This is a genomic window from Mycobacterium sp. NGS41, from assembly GCF_059812725.1.
In genome coordinates, this window is sequence record NZ_JCALDF010000024.1 from 47,141 (window position 1) to 68,322 (window position 21,182).

Genomic DNA, 21,182 nt, shown 5'->3' on the forward strand with positions numbered 1-21,182 from the left:
CAGACGTGACCGGATCTGATCGTCACAAGGAGGTCGGTATGACCGCCCAGAATGACCAGCTGGCCGGGTCAAGCGCCGGCGCCCGTTTCGACACCGGGGTGCGGGAAGCGGTGCCGGTTCTTGCCGACGGCCCGGCCGACGGTAGCGAAATCGGCTCGTCGCGGCTGGGGCCGGATTCGCTGATCTGGAAGTTCTACGGAGATAACCGCACCCAGTTCTTCGGATTCCAGCGCGTCGCCGGCGTCGAAAACTGCATCGAACAGCTTGCCCAGGGCGTGCTCGACCACTCGGTCGTTTTCAGCGACACCTTGGGCCGGGCCAAGCGCACCGCGCCCCCACTGATGAAGACCGTCTACTCCGAAACGCCGCAGGAGTGGGGCCGCAAGGTCCGGGACTTTCACAAGCCGATCAAGGGCACGATCAGCGACGGCTCGAGGTACCACGCGCTGAATCCGGAGTTGTTCTACTGGGCGCATGCCACCTTCGTCGACCAGGTCATCTACAACGCCGACATGTTCATCCGGCGGCTGTCTCACGCCGAGAAGGAACAGATCTTCAACGAAGGCAAGATCTGGTACAGCCTCTACGGGGTCAGCGACCGCGGCCAGCCCCAGACATATGACGACTTCGTCGAGTACTGGGACGACATGCTCGAGCGGTTTGTCCCGCACAAAACCATTCTTTACGGCACCGGTTACATCCGTAAGGGCATACCGGGCCCGCGCTGGATGCCCAAACCACTGTGGAAGATTCTGTCTGCGCCGCTCAACGCCTACACCCGCCTCGTCCTGGTCGGAACCCTGCCGCCGCAGATGCGCGCGGTTTGCGAGCTGGACTGGGATAACAAGAAGGAGAAGCGATTTCAGCGCTTTGCGGCCGTCATGCGCGCGCTGAACCCGCTCATCAACCGGATGCCGCTGTGGTTCGTCTACGCGCCCTGGGCGGTCACGGCCTGGCGCCGCGCGGGCGTCGATCCCCGCGGGCTGCATAACCGCCCCGCGGCCTAACCGGTCGGCGTCACCCGACAGGCGGGCTGGGCGCCGCATCCCCATCGGGTTGTGTTCTGCTGAGGGTAGGTTACGAGTCGAGAGCAGGGTCCAGCAGCGGCAGGCCTCGGCGTGCAAAGCGAAATGCGGCAGTGAAGATGAATGTGATTACGCAGGCCTTCGATGCGGCACTCGACAGAGTGGCCAACCCGAGCCAGGTATCGGATCCAGACCGGCTGCGCAAGGCCGTTTCAGGCAAGACCGTCCTGGTCACCGGGGCTTCCTATGGCATCGGCGAGGCGACCGCCCGCAAACTGGCCGCGGCGGGCGCGACCGTGCTGGTGGTGGCGCGATCGGCGGAACGACTCGACGACCTTGCGGCGTCGATCAACGCGGGCGGCGGAACAGCCGTCGCCTACCCGACCGATCTCACCGACGAGACCGCGGTCAACGCGCTGACCAAGCAGCTGACCGAGCAGCACGGAACGCTGGACATCGTGGTGAGCAATGCGGGCAAGTCTTTGCGCCGCTCGCTGCACGACCAGTACGACCGGCCGCACGATTTTCAGCGCACCATCGACATCAACTACCTCGGGCCGATCTGGCTGCTCCTCGGCCTGCTACCGGGCATGCGGGAGAACGGCCGTGGCCACATCGTGAACGTGTCGAGTGTCGGTGTTCGGGTGGTGCCCGGTCCGCAGTGGGGTGCCTACCAGGCGTCCAAGGGCGCATTCGATCGCTGGCTGCGCAGCGTGGCACCGGAGCTGCACGGTGACGGCGTGGACGTCACGTCGGTCTACTTCGCGTTGGTCCGCACCCGGATGATCGAGCCGACGCCGATGCTGGGAAGGTTGCCGGGCTTGTATCCGGATGAGGCCGCCGACGCGATCGCCAAAGCGATCATCGAGCGGCCCCGCAGCATCGAACCGCCCTGGATGTGGCCGGCCGAGATTGCGTCGGTTCTGCTGGCCGGGCCGGCCGACTACGCGGCCCGGTTCTGGCATCGCAGGCTTTTCGCCGAATCCGGCAGCAAGCAGGGGGATGACGCGTGACCGGCAGCGTCGCCGCCACCGCGGCGCGGGCAGTGGCGGGTTCCGGTTTACTCAGTCCACCCGCTCCGGTCGCGGTGGCGCGGTTGATCCGCGAGGTGTACCGGGGCGGTACGAATCTCTACACCTTGCTTGCCATTGCGGCCGCACGCTGGCCGGACCGGACCGCGATCATCGACGACGACGGCGCCCTCAGCTATCGCGAGCTGCAGTCCCAGACCGAATCGCTGGCTCGCGAGCTTTCCCGTGCCGGTGCCGGACCGGGCGAGGCGGTGGGAGTCATGTGCCGCAACGGCCGCAACTTCGTGGCGGCGGTATTCGCGACGGGTCTGGTCGGTGCCGACGTGGTGCTGGTGAACACGGAGTTCCGCCTGAATGCCCTTGGCGGCGCACTGGATACACACCAAATCAGGACGATGTTCGCGGACCAGGAATTCAGCGAGCAGATACGCGATGCCGCCGAGTCCGTCGCGGTAATCGATCCCGCCACCGTCGAGACCCCACCGGGCGGTTCGCGGCCGAAGGTCGCGGCGTCGGGCCGCATTGTGTTGCTCACCTCGGGCACCACCGGCGTACCCAAGGGGGTACCGCGGGCACCGCGATTGAGCTCGGGAGTGGGCGTCGGCGTGACGATTCTGCAACGCACCCGACTGCGGGTCGGATCGCGAATCGCGTTGGCGGTACCGATGTTTCACGGTCTGGGATTCGGCATCCTGATGCTGACGGTGAGCCTGGGCGGCACCGTGTTGACCCATCGACGCTTCGATGCCGAAACGACACTCGCGCAGGCGTCGCTGCAGCGGGCCGACGCGATGAGCGTGGTCCCGATCATGCTGGCGCGCATTCTGGACCTGCCGCAGCGGGTGCGGGCGCGAAACGCGCTGCCGTGTCTGCGGGTGGTGATCTCCAGCGGCGATCGCCTCGATCCCAGCCTGGCGCGGCGCTTCATGGATGCCTACGGCGACGTCATCTACAGCGCCTACGGCTCCACGGAGGTTGGTATCGGCGCGCTGGCCACACCGGTCGAAGTCCGTAATGCCCCGGAGACGGTAGGGCGTCCGGTCGCGGGATGTCCGGTGCGCATCTTCGACAGAAACGGACGGCCGGTCGGACCCCGCGTCACCGGCCGCATCTTCGTGGGCGGTGACCTGGGAGCGGACGGCTACACCGGCGGCGGAGGCAAAGCGGTCATCGACCGGATGACCAGCACCGGCGACATGGGCTATCTCGACAATTCGGGACGGTTGTACATCGTCGGCCGCGAGGACGACATGATCGTCTCGGGCGGCGAGAACGTCTATCCGCGGGCACTGGAAAACGCACTTGCCGAACACCCCGGTGTCGCCGAAAACGCGGTCATCGGGGTCCCCGACGAGAAGTTCGGGCGACGACTGGCCGCGTTCATCGTCCCGCGGCCCGGCAGCGATATCGACGAGCCGGCTTTACGAGAGTACTTGAAAGGCAAGGTATCTCGGTTCGAACAGCCGCGGGACATCAACCTCGTCGACAGTATTCCCCGCAATCCGGCCGGCAAGGTGCTGCGCAAGCAACTCACCTCCTAGGGCGAGCAGCCTTCTTCGCCGCGAGCGTGCGTGTTTGTACGCGACGCGCCGAGCGACGGCGTGCATTTGTGCACGCTCACGCCGACGCCGAGCCCCCGGCCGTAATCAAATCTTGACCGAGACTTGACCGAAATGCCGACGCGCGCTTGCGCATCCACTCGTCGCGGACTCCCTACCATCGACCAACGGCAGCAGCAATTCATCCTGAAAAGTGACGGTAAGCGATGCGGGCGCTAGTTCGGTCTGTTCTTGTGGTGGTCGCTATCGCCGCGACATTGGTCGTCGGACCAGTGCGCGTCCGTCTGACGGCGGTGAACCAGCCGCATGACTTTGCCATCGCATCGGTACTGCCCGCGCGGGGGCAGGTGGTGGGCGTCGCGCACCCTATCGTGGTCAAGTTCAATGGGCCCGTCGCGAACCGGCGGGCGGCCGAGCGCGCCGTTGACGTGAAATCGGCGCCCGCGATGACCGGCAGGTTCGAGTGGCTTGACAGCGATGTCGTGCAATGGGTTCCGGACCGATACTGGCCGGCGCATCGCACGATCGCATTGTCGGTCGGAGGCCTGCCCACGGAGTTCAAAACAGGTCCCGCTGTCGTGGGCATTGCCAAAATCTCGGAACACACCTTTACCGTGAGCATCGACGGAGTCGAGCCGGGAGCGGCGCCTCCGCTACCAGCTCCGCATCACCGGCCGCACTGGGGAGAGGAAGGGGTGATGCCGGCCTCGATGGGTAAGGAGGCCTTCCCGACGCCGGTCGGCTCCTACACCGTGATGGCCAAAGACCGTTCGGTGACGATGGATTCGAGCAGCGTCGGCATTCCCGTCGACGATCCAGAGGGCTACCGGCTCAAGGTGGAGTATGCCGTCCGCATCAGCAGCCGTGGCCTCTATGTGCATTCAGCTCCGTGGGCGCTCCGATCGATGGGGGCCGAGAACGTCAGCCACGGCTGTATCAGCCTGAGCCCGGCCGACGCTGAGTGGTACTACAACGCGGTCAACATTGGCGACCCGGTAATCGTGCAGGACTAGGTTTCCCGGCCGCCCGAAAGGGGGTCGTTAATGTCCGGTTGCTGGTGGCGCGCAACCCGGATGAGCATCCGGAGCCACGACCCCGACCAACACTGACGAGATGGCGGGAGGCGGCGGCGGCAGCGGCCCGGGCAGCACCACGGGAGCGGACACCGGCGCCGCCGGGACGGTCGGCACCCCCTTGCCCGCCCGCGGAACGGCACCCGCCATGGTTTCGAGCGGAGCTGCCGCCGGCGCAGCTACAGGCGCACCCGCCGGGACCGGCGCAACAGGCCCGCCGAGCGGTGCAACAGGCGCACCGAGCGGTACGGGAGCGACAGGGGGACCGGGCAGCACCGCCGGCACTGGCGCGGCAGCGTCGACGGGAAATACGGTGCCCGCCATCTGCTCGATGCACGTGGGCCCGCCCATCGGCACCATAGGCAGTGGGGCGGCCGCCGAGTCAGGGCTGAACGCCAAAGCCGCCCCGCACAACCCGGTGCCGACAACGATCGTGATGTTGAATCGATCGAACATGTTCAACATGCTCCTTTTACCCCTGCTTAGTTATTCTTGTGTCAAATGGTACAGCGGAACCGTATCGCGCTCTGGAAATTTTGCCTAGATGGGCGACTGAATTGGTTGCAGAACTGATACGGAGCAAGGGCCGCGCCGTGACTGCGTCTTTTCCGAATGGTGACCTACCGCGTGGTCTTGACACGTGTTGGCGTGCTGGCCTGCGGGAGTATGTACGTAGAATACGTTCTGCGACAAGGTATTTCGGGAGAACTCTAGTGGATTGCCGACAGGTCACCGCATTAAACATCACATTTCGGAGACGAAAGAATTTCGCTTAGTTTAGCCGGATGATTCGATGCGAAATACCACGCATGTAATTACAAAACCCGCCCTTTCAACAATGCCTGAGAAATGGCGCCGGCTTAAACTCTCACTCCTGTTCGGGTATTACAGCCCCGACCGTCTTCGTCAACCACTGCGGTGCCAGCACCGAGATCGCGGTGGCTCCGCCCGTCGCGCCCAGCACGCCTATCCAGGCGACCGGGCCCAGCGGCGTGCACCCGAAGAAGTTGCTGAGCACCGGGGTTTGAATGATGCCGATCAAGGCCCCCGCACTGCCCAGGGCCGTCGCCACCACCAGCGGGCTGTGCCGGCGCGTCAGCAACGTCTGCGCCAGCTGGGTGGTCACCACTGCGGTCAGGCCCATCGTGGCCGTGCGGCGTTCGGTTCCCGGCGTCCAGCGTCCGATGGCCCAGGCCGCGGTTGCGCCGGCAGCCGTGACCACGCCGCGGTTGACGATCTGGCGCATCAGCGGCGCGTCGAGTGACGGCGTCGGCCCGGTCAGGACCGCGCGCTGGTAGGCACGACGTGCCGCCTCGGCGTCCTCCTCCGACGGATAGTCGGCCTCGTCGGGCTCTTCGAATTGCGAGGTCACGGCGACCGCGAGCGCGGGGAACATATCGGTGAGCAGGTTCACCAGCAGCAGTTGCCGGGTTCCCACCGGTGCCCGGCCGTTGCCGAACGCCGTCCCGATGATGGTGAACAGCACCTCGCCGACGTTGCCGCCGACCAGGATCGTCACCGCGTCGCGCACGCCCGTCCACATGCTGCGGCCCTCGACCAGCGCGTCGAGCAGGACGCCCAGGTCTTCGTCGGTCAACACGATGTCGGCGGCGCCACGTGCGGCCGAAGAACCACGACCGCTGACCCCGATGCCCACGTCGGCCATCCGGATGGCGGCGGCGTCGTTGGCACCGTCGCCGACCATGGCGGTCACCCGACCGCAGCGCTGTAACGCAGCCACGATCTGTACTTTCTGCTCTGGGCTGACCCGGGCGAACACCTGGACATTGGCGGCCAGTTTGGCGGATGCGTCTTCGTCGAGGCCGACGAGCTCGGCACCGGTCACTACTCGCGCATCGGCCGGCAGGCCGAGCTGTCGGGAGATCGCCCGCGCGGTGACGGGGTGGTCGCCGGTGATCAGCACGACGTTGCGTCTGGCGTCCACCAGCGCTTCGATCAACGGTCGCGAAGACGGTCGAGCGGTGTCCGCCAATCCCACATAGCCGATGAGCTCCAGGTCGTGCGCTGCCTCGTCGACGGCGTCGGCATCGGTGTCATCGTCGTCGTCGGTGTCGTGCTCCCAACGGCGCTGCGCCACCGCGAGCACCCGCAAGCCCTGCTCGGCGAGGCTGTGGACCACCGACTCGGCGTGCCCTTGTTCGGCGTCCGGGTCGGCGAACCGGCAGCGCGGCAGCACCGTTTCGGGAGCGCCTTTGAGCATCAGCAGCGGCGTATCGGGGTCGCTGCTCATCGTTCCGATCGCGGCGGCGAAACCACGACTCGACTCGAACGGGACCTCCGCGAGCACGGTCCAACCCGAATCGGCTTGACCGTTAAGCGAACTCGCCGCGGTGAGAATCGCCTCGTCGGTGGCGTGGGCGTGCCCCTGGCCGTCATGGGGCTGCGTGGACGCCCACGCGGCCTTGCGCAACACCGCAGCCGATTGCGGATCGCTGCTGTCGGGATACGGCCCCTCCGCTTTGGTGTTCGCCGGGACGGCGCACACGACGCGCAAGCGGTTCTCGGTGAGCGTGCCGGTCTTGTCGAAACACACGGTGTCGACGCGGCCGAGGGCCTCGATGGTACGAGGCGCGCGAACCAGGGCACCCCGTTCCGTCAGGCGCTGCGCTGCGGCGAGCTGCGACAGGGTCGCCACCAACGGCAATCCCTCCGGGACGGCGGCCACCGCGATCGCGACGCCGTCGGCAACCGCCTGCCGTAGCGACGCGCGGCGCAGCAGCGCCAAACCGGTCACCGCGACGCCACCGGCCAGCGTCAGCGGAAGGACCTTGCTGGTCAGCTCGCGCAGTCGGGCCTGCACACCGGCCGACGTCTCGACATCGGCGACGGCCGAGATCGCGCGCTGCGCGGCAGTGCCGACTCCGGTGGCGACGACGATCGCGCGGGCGCGTCCCGCGATGATGGTGCTGCCCTCGAACAGCATGCTGGCCCGGTCGGCGTCGTTGACGGCGACGGGCTCCACCTGCTTGTCGACCGGCAACGACTCACCGGTGAGCAGGGACTCGTCGACCTCGAGGTCCTCGGCCACCAACAAGCGACAGTCCGCGGGAACCACCTCGGGAGCGGCCAGGTCGATGACATCGCCGACCCGCAGCGACTTCGCGGACACGGTGGCCGTGCGGGCGGTGTGCTGGGCAGCCTCCAGCCGGCGCCGTGTCGTGGCAACCGCCGGGACGACGACGCGGCGCACCAGTTGGTCCTGCTCGGCGAACAGCTCCGCGGCCGCCGCTTCGGCGCGCAACCGTTGCAGCCCGCCGGTTATCGCGTTGACGGTCATCACGCCCGCAACCAGCAGCGCATCGACGTTGCTGCCCACGATCGCCGATGCCGCGGCACCGACCGCCAAGATCGGGGTGAGCGGATCGGCGAGTTCGTGTCTAGTGGCCACCGCCAGGCGCCCCAGGGCTTGAAGTGGCCGGCGCAGTGGCGCCGCCACCGGTTCATAGGACAGGTCGTCCAGAATGCGCCGCCAGGCCGGGTCTCCCGGCTCGACCGCCAACGGCCGCGCGCCACCGGCCAGCCGCGAATAGACGATCTCGGGATCCAGCGCATGCCAGGCGGTCAGCGGTTGCGGGGTGGGATCGGCCAGCCGGAGCACCCTGCTCGCCGACCAGGTTCCCGATACCAGAGCCGTTGCGGCGGCTGCGTTCACCGGGTTGAGCCAGCGTCGGAAGCCGACTGAGCTACTGCTCTTGCCCTCCCCGCCCGTGACCAGCAGCAGTCCGGCCAACGTCGTGCCGCCCTGGGCCAGGTGCACCGCAGATTGGCTGGCGGACCGGGCTACCGGGATCGCCGACAGGATGCGCACCGCCGCGGCGAGATCGGTGCCGGTAATGATGTCGGCGCTCCAAGGTGTGGCCGCGCGCGGATCGTCGAGGGCCACGCCGACGTCGGCGATGGCCAGCGCGGCCAACGTGTCCGTCGACGCGAAGTCGCGGTGCACCGCGGTGATCAGCAATACCGGTCCACGATCGGCCCGCAGCTCACGCACCAACCTCAGCAGCGGCGTGCCCGGAGGATGCGTCGCACCAACGCTGGCAGACAGGTCTTCGGTGCCGGCCACGTGGCGCAACACCACCCGGGCTCCGGTTCGGTGTGCGGTCTGCAGCAGTGGGATCGCGTAGGGGTCGACCTCCCACCCGACGGCGACGCCGCCGACCCGCTGGCCATCGACCATCAGGTCGGCGCGTTCCAGGCCCTGGGCGGGTGCCGCCGAAGGTCCCTGCGACGGAATCCATCTCAGCCGCGCGCCAGTGGCAGGCAGTTCGTCGGGGTCCGGTTCGGGGGCCTCCTCACCGTGCAGCAGCGCGTCCGCGACCTCATAGACGCGGTCGTCGTCCCAGCCGGGTTCGTCTCCTTCTGCATGCAGAACGGCGCGATGGTCGCCGCGCAGCGCGGCACCGTCGATGACTACCACCTGCACCCGGTCCAGACGGCGCAGCGCGCCCGGGTCGAGGACCAGTTGTCCGGCGTTGGCCAGGCCGCGACCCAGTACCGCCGCGAATGCCTGTCGGCCCATGTGTGCGGCCCGCGGAACCCCGGCCAGGATCGCGCCGGCCGCATCTTCGGTGCCGCCGCCGGCCAGTAGGGCGCTGGCAGCGGCAATCAGCGATCCGTTGGCCGCGGAGTCGGCGTAGCTCTCCACGGGCCCCTTCATCGACCCTTTCGCGGTGTCGATTGCGGCGTCGATGGCTCCACCGACCACGACGTGCGCTTCGTCGCCCGCCGCCGCGGCCGCCCAGGCATGCCGCGGCGCATGCGACTTGGCTCCGGCCGACGAAATGACGGGTACGACGGGGGCCTGCGGCCGCTGGGGCGACGCCAACTGCGGCTCCCGGTCTCGCCACACACGCCGGTGCGCCGTCGCTTCCGAGATTTGCAGGGTCCGTTGCGCCAGATCCAGCATCGGCGTGCCGAACGCCTGGGTAAGCCCGTTGGCCGCCGCCGTGGCGGCGCTGAGCGCAATATCGGTGCCCACTCGCCCCAATCGCGACTCCAGCACTGAGACCATGCGCGGCTGATGGTTGATCAGAGCGACGACGGCCCGGGTGGTTTGGGGTGCGGCGGGCAGTTTGGCGACCGAGCCGGTAATGGCGGCGGTCATCGCGACCAGATCCATCGCGGCAGCCGTCAGCGGCACCAGGATCGCCAACGGGTTGCCCGGGTCGGCGAACGCCGCGGCCGGTGCCGACGACCCCGACCCCACCAGGGTCAAGTCCTCCGCCACGGCGCCGACCACGTCGAGCACCTCGTCCAAGACGGCCTCGGTGTCTGCGTCGTTCTCGAATTCGACCACCAGCCGGCCCAGCGCACCCTCGACGTGAGCCTTCGCGACGCCCGCAATCCGGCGAACCGGCTCCTCCACCACGGCCGCGTGCTCGTCCCACCGCGGGAACGGAAGTAGCGGGTCCAGGTCCAGGTGCACCCGCCGGCCGCTGCGCCAGCGCACCGGTGGCACGGGGTGCGTAGTCGAGCCGTTGGTGGTCCCCAGCATCCGCCCGGTCGACTGAGCCGCCGACTCCACCACCGGGCCGACCAGCTCCAGTACCGGGCTGGCCAGCATCTGCACGGTTCCCCCAGCATCCGCCGCGGCCCGCGCGCCGGCTCGCACCACCTGGGCTGCTCCGCTGGTCACACCATCGGCCAAACTGCCCACCAGGCCGATACCCGGAATTTTCACTCAGTCACCCTTCAACTACCCGTACCGCGCCTAATACTCATCGTGTGTTACCACGCTGTCCACATCTGAACCGCGTGTGAACTCGAGGGTAGGCGCAGCGCAGTTTATCGGCTTGGCGGTAAGCCGAAAGCGGCGAAGAGAGTCGGGTCGAGAAAGACGGTAAGGCCAGCGATTCCGGTGGTGCCGACGGTAATGACGTGAATCGAATGGGCCCGCATGACGCCGTCGTCGGCGCGCCGGTATTCGGCGACGGCGGGTTGCCCGTTTGCGGCCGTCGGGATCAGCGCCATGTCGCCGGACTTGGTGAAGGCCCGTACGGCAAGGAAGCGGGTGACGGCTTCGCGGCCGGTGAACCACACTGGCATAGGCGGCATTTCGAGTTTCACATCGGCTTGCAGAAGTTCGGTGAGGGCGGCCATGTCGGCGCTTTCGAATGCGGCGCAGTAGCGGTCGAGCAGTGCGCGGAGCTCGGCGTCGTCGGGCTCGGCCACGCTTTCCTCGCTGGGTGCGACCTCGGCCAGATGCGCGCGGGCGCGTTGCAGCGCGCTGTTCACCGCGGCGGGTGTGGTTTCCAGGAGTTCGGCCACCTCGGCGGCGCTGAACTGCACGACGTCGCGCAGGATCAACACGGCTCGCTGGCGCGCCGGAAGCTCCTGCATTGCGGTCATCACGGCCAGCCGGACACTTTGCCTTGCGGTGAAGGCTGATTCGGGGGTTTGCACCGTCAGCTCGTCGGGGATCGGCTCCAGCCAGTCATGAACGCCACCTTGATGCGCGCCGGAGCCGAGGCCGGCGTCCGGGTCGACCGAGGCGTCACCCACCCCGGCCGGCAGCACCCGGCGGGCGCGGTTCTCCAGCGCCCGCAGACATGCGGTCGTGGCGATCCGGTACAGCCACGTCCGCAAGGCCGCGCGTTGCTCGAACGCCTCATATCCGCGCCAGCCTCGCAGGTACGTCTCCTGGACAAGGTCCTCGGCGTCGGTCACCGAGCCGAGCATGCGGTAGCAGTGCGCGATCAACTCGGCACGATACGGCGCAGCCTGATCGATGAATTCCTGCTGAGCGGGCACGGTCGTTCTCCTGTCTTCCCTTAGTACGGATACATCCGCGGGTGGAAATTCATCGGTCCGCAGCGATGAATCCGGGCGGTTCGCCGTATCTCAATTAGTGACCAGCACACCTCGGAAAGTGAGCACCAGCATGAACCAACCGCCTCAGACCCCATCCGACGGCCTCGTCGGCACAACGGCAATCGTGACCGGAGCGGGCCGCGGGTTCGGCCGCGCCATCGCCCTGACGCTAGCGGCGGCCGGCGCGCGTGTCGTTGGCGTCGCACGCACGCCTGCGCCACTCAGCGAGCTGCGCGACGAGCTGGGCGACGCGTTCACCCCGGTGGTCGCCGACGCCGCCGACCCGGCCGTGGCCAGCCGACTGCTCGGTGACTACCGGCCGCGCACCCTGGTGCTGTGCGCCGGCGCCACCCCCCAGATGCGTCCGCTGCACGAACAGACTTGGGAGACCTTCAGCGAGAACTGGAACGTGGACGTCGCGCAGGCGTTCCACTGGACCCGGCAGGCGCTGCGGTCCCCGCTCGCGCCGGGAAGTTCGGTGATTGCTCTGTCGAGCGGCGCCGCGGTCAACGGGTCTCCGCTGAGCGGCGGCTACGCGGGGGCGAAGGCCACCGTCCGATTCATCACCAGCTACGCCGCCGTCGAATCGCAACGGGCCGGCTTGGGGATCGGCTTCGTGTCGTTGTTGCCGCGGCTCACGCCGGCTACTGACCTGGGCGCCGAAGCCGTCGCCGCCTATGCCGAGCGGCAGGGCGTCGATGTCGACACCTTCGTGCGGTCGTCGGGACCCGCACTCAGCCCGGACCAAGTCGGCAAGGCGGTACTCGAGATCGCCGGCGACTCCGAGGCCCACAATGCATATCTGCTCACATCCGCGGGCCTGTCGCCGCTGGCCTGATCGCAACGGAAGGAGATCGCAATGAGCGCACCCCAGATTGTGTCGGCGGAGGAGTGGGAGGCAGCGCACCGGCAACTGCTCGTCAAGGAGAAAGAGGTGATGCGTGCCCGCGACGCGGTGGCGGCACTGCGCCGACGGATGCCGTGGTTGGCGGTGGACAAGGAGTACGAGTTCGACGGTCCCGACGGCAAAGCGACCTTGCTGGGTTTGTTCGCTGGGCGGCGACAGTTGATCGTCTACCGCGCCTTCTTCGAGCCGGGCGTGCACGGCTGGCCGGAACACGCTTGCCCCGGCTGCTCGATGATTGCCGACCACGTCGGCCACCTCGCCCATCTCAACGCCCGCGACACCACGCTGGTGTTCGCATCTCGTGCACCGCAGGCCGCCATCGAACAGCTGAAGAGACGGATGGGCTGGCGGATTCCCTGGTACACGATTACCGACGGCTTCGATGCCGACTTCGGCGTGGATGAGTGGCACGGTACGAACGCGTTCATCCGCGACGGCGCCCGCGTATTCCGTACCTACTTCATCAACAACCGGGGTGACGAGGCACTGGGAAACACCTGGAGCTACCTGGACATGACCGCGTTGGGCCGCCAGGAGTACTGGGAGGATTCGCCGGAGGGCTATCCGCAGACCGCGCCGTACGAATGGTGGGCGTGGCACGACGCTTACGGCCAACACGAGCCGTCACGTTGGTTCGGCGAGCCCGACCCGGACGATCCCAACGACATACGGCCGCCGCGCCGGAATACCTAGTCACATCAGCCACGTCGTCGCAAAGTTGATATCACCCGCGATATCGCTTCGCAGACTGCAACATGGCTTGCTTTTCTGGTACCCGAGTGGCTGGTGTGACGAGCAGTGTTAGGTGGCGTCGTCGTCCGCCCTGTCGGACCCCCAGGTGCCGGGCATCATGGGCATGCGGGGGCCCCCTGACATGCCATCGGCCAGCGTGATCAACCCGGCCGCCTGGCCGGGACCAGCCTTGGAGGAGGTTCCGACGAATCCCTGCGTGCCCGCACCCGTGTCCGAGCCCGCCACCGCGCCGACCAGCTCCGAGTCTGGCTCCAAGTCCATGTATTCGTAGCCGCGGCCGAGCATCTGCACCTTCGCTCGCCGCCGCCGCTGCGTTTGCGTCTGTTCTCGAGGCGGCGCCGCGACCGCTGAAGTATCGGCGCCCTCGGGCTCCGACACCTTCCTTCGGGCGCCGGCGCGTGCCGCGGCGCTGGCGGGGGAGTTCAGGTCGCCCACGAGGTAGCCGAGGTTTTCCATGCCCGCGCCCAGGCCCGCGCCGATATGGGCCGAACCGGTCAGCGTCGGGGGCGAGGCAGCCGGCGGAGGTGACGAGGCGGGGGTCCCCGGAGCCGTCGCCTCCACCGGAGCAGGTGCCGGGGACGACGTGGAAGTCGGGATGGTCGGGCCAAGCGCCACGAGGGGCGGCGTGACGGGCGGCGGGGCAGGCGGCGCCGGTGTCGCGGAGAGTAGCGCCGCAAAGGCCTTGACGCCGATGGGCGCCAAGACCCCGCCGGCGGCCAACGGCAATAACGGGGCGGTCAGCAGGGGCACAAAAACCACGAGCAGCAAAATAGTCTGCTCGAGCAGAGTTTTGAGCAACGCGATGGTATCGGTGATCACCGTGCCGATAACTTCGACGGTGGTGAACAGAATGGTGAGACCGATAGTCGCGGGATTACCCGAAGCAAACGCCGCTGTGAGATCTAGCGCCACAAAACTGAACATTTGGGACAGCAGAGCGACATAGGTACCTATGTCCATCGGATAGCCGAGGGCGAACGCGATATTGAACGGGCTCAAGTAGGTGAGTGGATTGCCCAGGATGGGCAGCCACGGATCGAATCCGCCAAACATCCCTTGGAGGAAGGGGATGTTGGACAGCCCGTCAATCAACGGTTGCAGGCTGTTGTTGTAGAAGTCGATAAAGCCGCTCTGCTCCAACCACTGATAAATCTCGTTCTGCCGGTCGGGGGGCAGCGGTAACGCCTCGTCGGAAGTCGACGCCAGCGTGTCGGCTTTCATGACCTGTGGCGCCGCTGTGGTCTCCGGCACCGACGCCACCGCGGTCGACGAGACCGTCTGATAGACGCTCATCACGGTGGCGGCCTGGATCCACATCCGCACATAGTCGGCTTCGTTGAGCGCGATCGGGATGGTGTTGATGCCGAAGAAGTTCGTTGCCAGCAGCACGGCATGGGTGGCGTGGTTGGCGGCCAACTCGGCCAGGGTCGGCATCGTGGCCAGGGCGGTGGAGTAGGCGGTCGCCGCGGTCTCCTGTTGGGCCGCCGTCGCCGCCCCGTCGGCCGAGGCTTGTGTCAGCCATGCGAGATACGGGGCGTGGGCACTCACGTATGCCTCGGCCGTCGGACCGTCCCATGCCCCGGCCTGCGCCGCGGCCACCAGCGCGGCCAGCTCCTCGGCCGCCTCCGCGTACGCGCTGCTCAGCGAGGTCCACGTTTCGGCTGCGGCCAGCAACGGGCCGGGTCCAGGCCCGGAACTCAGCAGCGCCGAATGCACTTCGGGCGGGAAAGCCATCCAGATGGGGGCGGTCATCGGCGGCATCCCGCGATTTGTCTGGCAGTGCCTGGACCGCGCAATAAGACGTGCAGCGTCATGAAGAATCGCTTTCTCCAGGGTGCACCGCCCCGGGTTAGCAGGACGCGATGACGCGAGTCTCCTGGCTCTCGGATCGCCGCTCGCCTCGCCTTCCAGCCAATTGGCCGTGGCATATGAGGGTCGCTCCCCGATGACAGTGGCGGGACCGCGCCGGATTTGCACCGGCTTCCTGCGTCGTCATCGCCTTACCGGCGATATTGTCGCATCCCGGCTGCGGTTGCGCCTCGGCACCTGTAAGGATCTAGCAAACCTAGAGGGCGGCGACTATGTTGACGGCGGTTCGCAGACAGCCGGACGATCTATCCGAGTGCATCGATCTCCTCTGGGCCGTCCACCTCAAGGACGGCTATCCGATGTTCTGGCCGTCGAATCCGACCCGCTGGCTCGCGTCACGGCACGAGGTTGCGGCATGGGTGGCGCGGGACGCCGAAACGGCGGGCATCGTCGGGCACGTTGCCGCGCACCTGGTGAATAAGAACGTAGCGGGCGAAATCTGGACTGCCGCATCGGGTCTCCCCGCCGACCGGCTCATGGTGGTGAGCCGACTGATCGTTGAGCCGGCGCGTCGACGGCGCGGTGTCGGCAAGGTGCTGCTAGCCGCGACCACGCGCTATGCGCAGGAACAGGGCGCACTGCCGGTGCTCGACGTAGCGCAAGACAGCGTGGCCGCAATTGGTCTCTATGAGGGCCTCGGGTGGCGGCGGGTGGGCAGTGTGGACGTCGTGGCGGAAAGAAATATTCCTGCGTTCGTGTACCTGGGTCCGCCCGAGTGCATGCCGAATTACGTGGCAGAACGGTAGCCGCCTAACGGCTACGCATCGCAATATTCGGCCGAAAAATCTCGCCTAAAGGTATCGGTGGTTTGCCCTGCCAACGTGGTAACCGGCGGGGAAAGACTTCTCGATGACCTGCAATTGGTGATCCACTCTGGACTCGAGTTCCAAAACCACGCAGCTGTCGCCGACGGCTTTTGACTCGAGAACTATGTATCGCTGACCGCAATCGGTGATTGGGTCGCCTGAGTGTAATTTTTCGACCGGCACAAGCTCCGGTGTTCCGTCTGCCTCCACCCAAGACACAGTAGGTCAACTCCGCGGGCGAGGGAATAGTTCGTGGAGCGGCTGCCAATCAGCCAGCGCTGCTGCGCGGCGTGCCGGGGCCTGCGCCTCGCTGCTTGAAGAACACGCTGACGTGAGAAATCAGGCCGTCGTCATTTCGCTCGAAAAGGAGGCATTCGGGCCACGCGGCGGGCACGCCGTTGATCTCGAAGGCTTCGGTCAGTTCGACGTAGGAAACCCGGTCGTTGACATGCGAGACCCGCGTTACGTCCAACCGATGGCCACTCAGTTCGGTGAGAACTTTACGAAGGTAGTCCAGGTAGTGCTGCTTGCCTTCGATGCGATCGCAGAACGGGCCTTCTCGGGTCAAGCCCTTATCGGCGATCGTGGTCGCCAGGCCGTCCCAATCGTGGGCCGCCAGACACGACAGGTAGCGCTCGACTGTGCCGTTTGAGCCATTCGAGCCGTCGTTTTCGGCCACGACAGACACGCTAGGTCAATGCGCTGTGCGAGTGAATACGTTCGGCGAACGGCCTGGCTCACCGGCACAGGCAACAATGGTGCGATGAGCATGCCGAGTGCGCCGGAGTCAGCGAGCTGTTATCGGCATCCCGGCCGCCCGACGTACGTGCGCTGCACCCGCTGCGAACGGCCCATCTGCTCGGACTGCATGCGTAGCGCCGCAGTCGGCCACCAGTGCGTGGAGTGCGTCCGCGAAGGGGCCAAGACCATTCGCCAGCCGCGGACGCGGTTCGGCGGGCGGGAGCGGTCGGCCACCCGGGTGGTCACGTATGTGTTGATCGCCCTGAACGTCACGGTTTTCATCCTTCAGTTGTCGTCGCAGGATCTGGAAAAGCGGCTCGCCCTGTGGCCGCCGGCCGTCGCCGATGGGCAGCTGTACCGTCTGGTGACTTCGGCGTTCCTGCACTACGGCACGATGCATCTGCTGTTCAACATGTGGGCGCTGTTTGTGGTCGGTCCGCCGCTGGAGATGTGGCTGGGGCGGCTGCGGTACGGCGCGCTGTACGCGCTGAGCGCGCTGGGCGGTTCGGTGCTGGTCTACCTGCTTTCGCCGCTCAACTCGGCAACCGCTGGCGCGTCCGGCGCGGTGTTCGGCCTTTTCGGCGCAATTTTCGTGGTGGCAAGGCGACTAGAGCTCGACGTCCGCGGGATCGTCGCCGTCATCGTCGTCAACCTGGTCTTCACCTTCGTGGTCCCGGCCATCAGTTCGCATCAGATCAGCTGGCAAGGGCACATCGGCGGGCTGGTCACCGGCGCCCTGGTCGCTGCTGCCTACGTTTATGCGCCCAGGGCCAGCCGGAACTTGGTTCAGGCTGGGGTGACGATAGCTCTCTTAGCCGTGTTCGTCGGGCTCGTTTGGTGGCGCACAGGCGTTCTTCTTGCCGAGTTCGGTGGCTACATCAAGCTCGGGTCGGCATGAGCTGGTGGATTGCGCATGCCGAGCGGACGTTGTCCGAACAGGTGCCGGGGCCGCCGCGCGAGGTTCGCGATTTCTACGTAGACCTGGACAACATTAAGCTCGTGCACCCGCTGATCGTGTCGGTGGAAGTGGTGTCGCGTAGCGAAAGCCCCGACGGCGGTTACTTACAGACGTATCGGGTGGTCGATCGAATTCCACTGGGGCCGTTCACTATCCGGACCGCCTATCAGGCGCGGCTGCAGGTTCCCGCCGACGGCGACGTGCTGACCGAGGCCGACCAGTCCCCCGGGGTGCGCCTGCGTGGCACGGTGAGCTTCGAGCCGATCGGCGACGGTACTTGCGTCACCGAACGCATACGGATAGCCGCGCCCCGGCCGTTGGCGGGTTTCACCACCCGTGAGGCGGTGAAAGCCCATGTCGCGATGCTGGCCGGCATCCGGCGTCACTTCGAGACCGGTTGACGGTGCTGGTCGCGGGTGTCTCTTTGTTCGCCGCCGCGCTGCCCTCGCGGACGAACTGAGCATCTATTCGGCTGGCTTCCACTCCGACGTCAGCGCCAACTCGGACAGATACTTGGTGGAGCTCCAGCCGCCGTCGACGACGATGGTCTGGCCGTTGATGAAAGACCCGCCGGGGGAGCACAAGAACGCCACGGTGCTCGCGACGTCCTCGACCGTGCCCAGCCGCTGATGCGGCGTCATCTCGGTATTGATCCGGCGAAACCTTGCGTCGGCCAACCGATGTTCGGTCATCGGTGTCTGAACCACCCCGGGAGCGACTGCGTTGCAGCGTATTCCGGATGCTCCGTATTGGCAGGCGATATGGGTGGTGAGTGCGGTCAGTCCGCCTTTGGCTGCCGAGTAAGCCCCGCCGCGAAGACCGCCCACGACAGCGAAGGTCGACGTGACGTTGATGATGGCCGAGCCGGGTCGCATGTGCGGCAGCACCTCGCGAATCAGCCGGAAGGGTGCGCGCAGCATCAAATTCAGGAAATGATCCAGTGATTCGTCGTCGGTCTCATGTATGGGCTGGGGACTGCCTACTCCGGCCGCGTTGATCAGGAAGTCGACGTGCCCCCACCGGTCGACGGCGAGGTCGGTGATCCGCCTGGGCGCGTCGTTGTCGGTGAGGTCCACAGCGAGCGTCGCCACGCTGTCCGGATTGCCGACGCCGTCCGCCAATTGGGCGAGCTTGTGCTGACTTCGACCGGTCGCCAGCACCGCCATGCCCGCCTCGACGAGCTTTGTCGCACAACCGGTTCCGATCCCGCCGCTTGCCCCGGTAACGATCGCTACCTGCATGTTACTGGCCTGCCTCCATGAGCGTCGCCTTGATCTGATGCTTGAGAATCTTTCCCGCGTCGTTTTTCGGTAGGACGTCCCAGATAACCACCTGCTCAGGCACTTTAAACCGGGCAACGCCCGAAGCCTCCAGAAATGCTCGCACGCTGGCGACGTCTGGGCCAGGCGCGGTCGTCGGCACGACGACGGCGCAGGCGCGCTCTCCGGTTCGGTCATCGGGCAGGCCGACAATGGCGATCTCGGCGATGCCGGGGTGACCGGCCAGGACGTCCTCGACTTCCTTGGGTGAAATGTTCTCGCCATTGCGGATGATGATGTCTTTGGCGCGTCCGGTGACCACGAGGTACTCATCGTCGACCCAGCGCGCGAGATCGCCGGTACGGAAATATCCCTCGGCGTCGAACGATTCGGCCTCGTCTTCGGGGTGCTGGTAGCCGACCAGCATTTGCGGCCCGCACGCACGGATTTCCCCAGAAACCAGCTTCACGTCGGCAAACCCGACCCGGCCATCGGTGTCGGCGGCGTGGTCGGCGTGCTGAGGTGCACCGATCGTGGTGACCGGCACCTCCGTCGACCCGTACACGCGGGTGACGATCGTCGGCTCGAAATACGCTGCCGCGCTGCGTATCAACGACGGCGACACGGCGGCGCCGCCACAGATGAACAGCTTCAGATCCGGCAGCCGGGTATCGGCACGCTGAGCGGCCGCCAGCATCTGTTCCAGGAACGGCGTCGCGCCCGCCATATGGGTACACCGTTCGGACCGCATGAGCCGCACCGCTTCCTCGGCATTCCAGCGATCCATCAACACCGCCGTCGCGTCCAGCAGCAACGGGCATTCGAACGCATAGATCGATCCACCGATATGAGCGATCGGCGACGCGACCAAGAACCCGTCACCCGGCTCGACGAGCCAGTGATCACGGATCTGGCAGATCAGCGCGTGGATCGAGTTATGAGTGTGCAGCACACCTTTCGGGCGTCCCGTGGTCCCGGAAGTGTAGAGAATCATGCGCACGGCGTCGGGAGTCAACGCGGGCAGCTCTCGAGTGACGGATTGCGGTGCGAGCAACGATTCCAGCCCGACGTCGTCCGCATCGGGATCGCCGCGCACCACCACGACGTCCGGCGGCGACTCCATCTGCGCGGTCACCCGATGAAGCATCGCGGTGTAGTCGTGATTGCCGAAACTCGATGGGACAAACACCATGCGGCTATCGGCGTCTTCGAGGATGAAACGCAGCTCCCGGTCCCGCATGGACGGCAGGATCGGATTGGCCACCATTCCGGCAAGTGTCACGCCCAGATAGATGATCGCGGCCTCATGCCAGTTGGGCAACATGAACGACACCACGCTGCCCGGAGAAATCCGCGTGTGCAGTGCATGCGCCAGCGACGTAGCCCGCTCGTAGAGATCCTGACAGTCCAACCGCAGATCGCCGTCTACCAGCGCCACCCGCCGCGGAGTGCGCTGCGCGGCCTCGCGCAACGAATCAGCCAGCGTGGAATGCACCCACCATCCCCGCGCATAGGCATTGGCCGCGCGTTCGTCGCTCCAACGAACCTGTCGTCCGCCGATCAGCTTTCGATTGTGAGGTGTTGACATGGCAACGGCGCCGATTAGCCCTTGATCCGCCGCATTGTCATCGAGTGCCGGAAGCGGGACGCCGGATGGGTGTTGATGGTGACCTGGGCGACCTGTCCGTCAGATGTCGTATAGGTACGTCGTACCTGCAGCGCTGCCGCTCCGGACTCGACTTCGAGCCCGTCGGCCAGCGCCGGCGAGATGAGTACCGCGGCGATTTCCTGATGAACCTCAACGATACTCAGGCCAAAAAGATCTTCGATCAGCGGGAAGACTGCACCCTCGTGACGCTGCAGCAGTCGGCCGACCGCCGCGAACGCGCGGTTGATGTAGTACTCCGTGCGGCACAGCACCCGCCCGGAAGTCTCAGCGGTGTCGGCCCGCCGAAAGCCCCGCACGGTCAGCCACTGTTCGCCGCCTTTCAGGCCGGTCCGCTCTGCCAACTCGTCGTCGATCGTGACCATGGCGATGGACTCGATCGCGAATCGTGCACCGGTCGCAAACGCCACCAGATCGTTGATCGACATGACGTGCTGGACATAAGAATCCGACGACGGCCGTGGCACGACGAGGGTTCCGGTACGCGGACGCGACGACACCAGATTGTCTTCACGCAGCCGCCGCAGCGCTTCCCGAATGGTGTAGCGGCTGACCGCAAACCGCTCGCAGAGCTCGTGTTCGGTCGGCAATTGCGAGCCCACCGGGTACACCCCGTCGACTATCTCTTTACGCAGTGTGCGCGCGACCTGGAGATAGCGATGGTCGACGACTCGGGTGTTCGCTGCATCAGGCATCTACTTGCG

The 21,182-nt window shown here is 66.4% G+C and carries 18 protein-coding genes and 1 riboswitch; of the genes, 9 read left to right on the forward strand and 9 right to left on the reverse strand.

Going from position 1 to position 21,182, the window contains the following annotated elements; translation table 11 throughout:
* Window positions 1–38 precede the first annotated feature (38 nt).
* The 4 genes from AC5Y21_RS19435 (at window position 39) to AC5Y21_RS19450 (ending at window position 4,628) form a co-directional block, all read left to right on the forward strand.
* On the forward strand, window positions 39–1,007 hold the full coding sequence (locus tag AC5Y21_RS19435) for an oxygenase MpaB family protein (protein WP_499914789.1): 969 nt from the start codon (window positions 39–41) through the stop codon (window positions 1,005–1,007).
* Between the two features lie 137 nt (window positions 1,008–1,144).
* Entirely contained in the window at window positions 1,145–2,038 is an 894-nt protein-coding gene (locus tag AC5Y21_RS19440; protein ID WP_499914791.1) for an SDR family NAD(P)-dependent oxidoreductase, read from the forward strand.
* The gene (locus tag AC5Y21_RS19445) at window positions 2,035–3,597 is read left to right on the forward strand and encodes an AMP-binding protein (RefSeq protein WP_499914794.1); all 1,563 of its coding nucleotides are present in this window, start codon (window positions 2,035–2,037) and stop codon (window positions 3,595–3,597) included. Before AC5Y21_RS19440 ends, AC5Y21_RS19445 begins: the two co-directional genes overlap by 4 nt.
* Window positions 3,598–3,821: 224 nt before the next feature.
* A complete protein-coding gene (locus tag AC5Y21_RS19450) occupies window positions 3,822–4,628 on the forward strand; it encodes a L,D-transpeptidase (protein ID WP_499914797.1) in 807 nt (268 codons plus the stop codon).
* 27 nt (window positions 4,629–4,655) lie between these two features.
* Here AC5Y21_RS19450 and AC5Y21_RS19455 read toward each other — a convergent pair whose 3' ends face one another.
* From AC5Y21_RS19455 to AC5Y21_RS19465, 3 genes are all read right to left on the reverse strand, one after another.
* Window positions 4,656–5,144, reverse strand: coding sequence for a hypothetical protein (locus AC5Y21_RS19455; RefSeq protein WP_499914801.1), 489 nt, complete (start codon window positions 5,142–5,144; stop codon window positions 4,656–4,658).
* Between the two features lie 412 nt (window positions 5,145–5,556).
* Window positions 5,557–10,389, reverse strand: a complete 4,833-nt coding sequence (locus tag AC5Y21_RS19460; RefSeq protein WP_499914803.1) for a cation-translocating P-type ATPase — start codon at window positions 10,387–10,389, stop codon at window positions 5,557–5,559.
* Between the two features lie 104 nt (window positions 10,390–10,493).
* The gene (locus tag AC5Y21_RS19465; RefSeq protein WP_499914850.1) at window positions 10,494–11,522 is read right to left on the reverse strand and encodes a sigma-70 family RNA polymerase sigma factor; all 1,029 of its coding nucleotides are present in this window, start codon (window positions 11,520–11,522) and stop codon (window positions 10,494–10,496) included.
* 67 nt (window positions 11,523–11,589) lie between these two features.
* On the opposite strand from AC5Y21_RS19465, the gene AC5Y21_RS19470 reads away from it, so the two are divergent.
* Both AC5Y21_RS19470 and AC5Y21_RS19475 read left to right on the forward strand, forming a co-directional pair.
* Window positions 11,590–12,357, forward strand: coding sequence for an SDR family NAD(P)-dependent oxidoreductase (locus AC5Y21_RS19470; RefSeq protein WP_499914806.1), 768 nt, complete (start codon window positions 11,590–11,592; stop codon window positions 12,355–12,357).
* Between the two features lie 21 nt (window positions 12,358–12,378).
* The gene (locus AC5Y21_RS19475; RefSeq protein ID WP_499914809.1) at window positions 12,379–13,119 is read left to right on the forward strand and encodes a DUF899 domain-containing protein; all 741 of its coding nucleotides are present in this window, start codon (window positions 12,379–12,381) and stop codon (window positions 13,117–13,119) included.
* A 108-nt stretch (window positions 13,120–13,227) separates the two neighbouring features.
* Here AC5Y21_RS19475 and AC5Y21_RS19480 read toward each other — a convergent pair whose 3' ends face one another.
* Window positions 13,228–14,931 carry a PPE family protein gene (locus AC5Y21_RS19480; protein ID WP_499914812.1) on the reverse strand — a complete coding sequence of 568 codons (1,704 nt, stop codon included), beginning with the start codon at window positions 14,929–14,931 and terminating at the stop codon, window positions 13,228–13,230.
* A 95-nt stretch (window positions 14,932–15,026) separates the two neighbouring features.
* Window positions 15,027–15,211: riboswitch (cobalamin riboswitch) on the reverse strand.
* Window positions 15,212–15,260: 49 nt separating this feature from the next.
* Between AC5Y21_RS19480 and AC5Y21_RS19485 the strand changes: the two genes are divergently transcribed.
* The gene (locus AC5Y21_RS19485) at window positions 15,261–15,794 is read left to right on the forward strand and encodes a GNAT family N-acetyltransferase (protein ID WP_499914815.1); all 534 of its coding nucleotides are present in this window, start codon (window positions 15,261–15,263) and stop codon (window positions 15,792–15,794) included.
* A gap of 45 nt (window positions 15,795–15,839) precedes the next feature.
* On the opposite strand, the gene AC5Y21_RS19490 is transcribed toward AC5Y21_RS19485, so the two are convergent.
* Together AC5Y21_RS19490 and AC5Y21_RS19495 are read right to left on the reverse strand one after the other, a co-directional pair.
* Complete coding sequence (locus AC5Y21_RS19490; protein WP_067241768.1) at window positions 15,840–16,064, reverse strand: hypothetical protein; 225 nt, start codon at window positions 16,062–16,064, stop codon at window positions 15,840–15,842.
* Between the two features lie 58 nt (window positions 16,065–16,122).
* Window positions 16,123–16,533 carry a nuclear transport factor 2 family protein gene (locus AC5Y21_RS19495; RefSeq protein WP_499914818.1) on the reverse strand — a complete coding sequence of 137 codons (411 nt, stop codon included), beginning with the start codon at window positions 16,531–16,533 and terminating at the stop codon, window positions 16,123–16,125.
* 84 nt (window positions 16,534–16,617) lie between these two features.
* Here AC5Y21_RS19495 and AC5Y21_RS19500 point away from each other — a divergent pair, with 84 nt between their 5' ends.
* Complete coding sequence (locus AC5Y21_RS19500; RefSeq protein WP_499914820.1) at window positions 16,618–17,493, forward strand: rhomboid family intramembrane serine protease; 876 nt, start codon at window positions 16,618–16,620, stop codon at window positions 17,491–17,493.
* Window positions 17,490–17,954 (forward strand): SRPBCC family protein, encoded by a 465-nt coding sequence (locus tag AC5Y21_RS19505; protein WP_499914821.1) that lies wholly within the window; start codon window positions 17,490–17,492, stop codon window positions 17,952–17,954. Before AC5Y21_RS19500 ends, AC5Y21_RS19505 begins: the two co-directional genes overlap by 4 nt.
* A gap of 63 nt (window positions 17,955–18,017) precedes the next feature.
* On the opposite strand, the gene AC5Y21_RS19510 is transcribed toward AC5Y21_RS19505, so the two are convergent.
* From AC5Y21_RS19510 to AC5Y21_RS19520, 3 genes are read right to left on the reverse strand one after another with little or no spacing between them, the layout of a single operon-like run.
* Complete coding sequence (locus AC5Y21_RS19510) at window positions 18,018–18,794, reverse strand: SDR family NAD(P)-dependent oxidoreductase (protein WP_499914822.1); 777 nt, start codon at window positions 18,792–18,794, stop codon at window positions 18,018–18,020.
* A 1-nt stretch (window position 18,795) separates the two neighbouring features.
* Complete coding sequence (locus tag AC5Y21_RS19515; protein ID WP_499914823.1) at window positions 18,796–20,400, reverse strand: AMP-binding protein; 1,605 nt, start codon at window positions 20,398–20,400, stop codon at window positions 18,796–18,798.
* A 14-nt stretch (window positions 20,401–20,414) separates the two neighbouring features.
* Window positions 20,415–21,173 carry a GntR family transcriptional regulator gene (locus tag AC5Y21_RS19520; RefSeq protein ID WP_499914825.1) on the reverse strand — a complete coding sequence of 253 codons (759 nt, stop codon included), beginning with the start codon at window positions 21,171–21,173 and terminating at the stop codon, window positions 20,415–20,417.
* Between the last annotated feature and the right edge of the window lie 9 nt (window positions 21,174–21,182).